This is a genomic window from Mesorhizobium sp. M4A.F.Ca.ET.050.02.1.1, assembly GCF_003997725.1.
Taxonomy (GTDB): Bacteria; Pseudomonadota; Alphaproteobacteria; order Rhizobiales; family Rhizobiaceae; genus Mesorhizobium.
Map to the genome: position 1 here is coordinate 1 of NZ_RZSG01000761.1, position 2,875 is coordinate 2,875.

Sequence of the window (2,875 nt, forward strand, 5' to 3'; positions counted from 1 at the left end):
ATCATGTTCCGCCAGTCGCTGCTGCTTGCCGGTGGGGTCGAGCCGTCGAGCCAGCAGGTCGAGGTGCTGCTGTCGTCGGCGCTCGAAGCCTGCGAATGCTATTTCCAGGCGTTCCAGTTCGTGGTCTGGTCGGGAACCTCGGCCAAGGACGCGCTTGCCGGCGTCCTGTTCGAGACCTACGGCACCGCCTGAGCCGGATCAGGACCCAAGATGAGTGCGAGTGGCGCGCGCAAGCCCGAGATCAGTTTCGCCGATTTCGACCGGGTCGACATTCGCGCCGGCACCATCATCGAGGCCGAGCCATTCCCCGAGGCGCGCAAGCCGGCATTCAAGCTGAAGATCGATTTCGGTCCGGCGATCGGGGTGAAGAAGTCCTCGGCGCAGATCACGAAATACTACGCGCCGGAGACGCTTGTCGGCCGGCAGGTGTTCGCCGTGGTCAACTTTCCGCCGCGCCAGATCGGAAAGTTCATGTCGGAAGTGCTAACGCTCGGCTTTCCGGACGAGGAGGGCGCGGTCGTGCTCGGCGCCATAGAGCACAGGGTGCCGGACGGCGGGCGTCTGTTCTAGGATGCATGGTATTCAGGTGAGGCCGCAATGCGAACGGCAGGCTCCTGCGCTTGTGGTGCTGGCGTACTTTAGGAACGGCTCCGCTCCGGTTCCCGAGCCCAGCATTCTCAGTTCGGCCTGACCTGAATCTCAATACATCCTGGGCGCTGGCACCATCAGGCGGCCAGCTTGCGCGTCGTTCCCAGCGCTTCTTCGACCGTGTCGAGGAACATCTCCGCGCAGGCCGTCCAGCTGTAGCGCATGGCGCGCTGGCGCGCCTCTGCGCGGTCGACGTGAAGCGCGGCAAGGGCTGCCTCGCGCAGGTCCCCCGACACCGCCCCGCCGACACCGTCGCCGACGATGTCGATCGGACCCGTCACCGGATAGGCGGCGACCGGCGTGCCGCTGGCCAGCGCCTCTATGATGACGTTGCCGAAGGTGTCGGTACGGCTCGGAAAGACAAAGACGTCGGCCGAGGCGTAGATCTCGGCCAGCTCGTCATTCGGTCGGTGGCCGAGGAAATGGGCGTTGGGATAGCGCGCCTTGAGCTTTGCGAGTTCCGGTCCCTCGCCAACGACGACCTTGCTGCCGGGCAAATCGAGGTCGAGGAAGGCGCCCAGGTTCTTCTCGACCGCGACGCGGCCGACGCAGAGGAAGACCGGACCCGGAAATCCCATGTCCTTGCGCTTGTCCGGCCGGAAATGGTCGGTGTCGACGCCGCGGGTCCAGGGTTTCAGCTTGTTGAAGCCGCGCGCGGCAAGATCATCCGCCAGCGACTGGGTGGCGACCAGCGTGCCCTGACCGGAATTGTGGAAATCGCGCAGCCAGCGATAGGCCCAGCTCTCGGGCACCGGCAGGCGGGCACTGAGATATTCGGGAAAGCGCGTGTGATAGCTGGTGGTGAACGGGCGGCCGGCATTGCGGCAATAGCGGCGCGCCATGAAGCCCAACGGACCCTCGGTGACGATATGGATGTGGTCGGCCCTGCGCTGATCGATCAGCCGCGCGACATGGCCGGGCGTCGTCAGCGCCAGCCGGATGTCGGGATAGGTCGGCAGCGGCAGGGTGCGGAAGATGTTGGGGGTCAGGAAATCCAGCTCGACGTCGAAGGCTTTCAGCGTTTCGGCGAGCCGCTCCAGCGTGTGGACGACGCCGTTGACTTGCGGGCGCCAGGCGTCGGTGACCATCAATATGCGCATGGCGCCCCTTTGCCGAAAAGGTCGTCTTTCCCCGTGATGCGATGCCGGAACGGCGGCCAGGCGGCAGCCGGCGCCTCGCTCCAGCGCCCCCTTGAGGGCACGGGCTCGAATCGGGGCGGCATGGCCGAATCAACCGTAGTCGCGCGTTTCATGCGCGCTCTTCACCATGGTTTCATGACGCGCGGATGAAGCCGGTATTTCTGAGAAGCGTGGCTTCGCTTCAGGCAGGAACCCTGATCACCGCGCGCAGGCCGCCGAGAGGACTATCCTCCAGCGTGATGTCGCCGCCATGGCTGCGGGCGATGTCGCGGGCGATGGAGAGGCCAAGGCCGGTGCCGCTGGCGTCGAGATTGCGCGCCTCGTCGAGGCGCAGGAAGGGCTTGAACACCTCCTCGCGCTTTTCCCGCGGGATGCCCGGCCCGTCGTCGTCGATGGTAACCAGAAGCGAGCCGCTTCTGTGGTCGGCGTTGATCTCCACCGTCCTTGCGTAGCGGAAGGCATTGCCGATGACGTTGGACAGCAGCCGGGCGAAGGCGTTCGGCCGTACATGCACGTGTGGGTCGCCGACGAGCGTGGTCGACAGCTTGCATTTGCGCAGCGTGGCCTCTTCGCCGAGCTTCTGGAAATAGGTGTCGAGATCGAAACGGCCGGGGTCCTCCGAGGCCTCGCCGCGGGCGAAGGCGAGATAGCCTTCCAGCATCGACTGCATGTCGTCGATATCCTGGTCGAGCGCCGCCTTGGTTTCGGCCTTGCCGCCGGCCAGAGCCAGCTGCAGCTTGAAGCGGGTGAGGATGGTCCTGAGGTCATGGCTGACGCCGGTCAGCATGGCGGTGCGCTGTTCGATCTGGCGCTCGATGCGCTCGCGCATCTGGATGAAGGCAAAGCCGGCGCGCCGCACCTCCTCGGCGCCGCGCGGGCGGAAATCGCGCGGCATCGGCCGGCCCTTGCCAAAGCTTTCGGCGGCCTCGGCGAGCGTCAGGATCGGCCGGATCTGATTGCGCAGGAAGGGGATGGCAATCATCAGGAGGACCAGCGAAGTGCCAACCATCCAGATCAGGAAGATGTGGGTGTTGGAGGCATAGGCCTGGCTGCGGCGCACGAAGACGCGCAGCACCTTGCCTTCCAAC

3 protein-coding genes and 1 pseudogene are annotated in these 2,875 nt (G+C 65.5%); 2 read left to right on the forward strand and 2 right to left on the reverse strand.

Features of this window, described 5'->3' with window-relative positions; all coding sequences use genetic code 11:
* Positions 1-192: pseudogene (locus tag EOA33_RS30695) on the forward strand (hypothetical protein); the annotation flags it as partial.
* 18 nt (positions 193-210) lie between these two features.
* Positions 211-570, forward strand: coding sequence for a tRNA-binding protein (locus EOA33_RS30700; RefSeq protein WP_126058694.1), 360 nt, complete (start codon positions 211-213; stop codon positions 568-570).
* Positions 571-725: 155 nt separating this feature from the next.
* On the opposite strand, the gene EOA33_RS30705 is transcribed toward EOA33_RS30700, so the two are convergent.
* The gene (locus EOA33_RS30705; protein ID WP_126058695.1) at positions 726-1,748 is read right to left on the reverse strand and encodes a glycosyltransferase family 1 protein; all 1,023 of its coding nucleotides are present in this window, start codon (positions 1,746-1,748) and stop codon (positions 726-728) included.
* Positions 1,749-1,968: 220 nt separating this feature from the next.
* Positions 1,969-2,875: ATP-binding protein (locus EOA33_RS30710; protein ID WP_127407357.1), on the reverse strand; the 907-nt coding region annotated here is incomplete at its 5' end.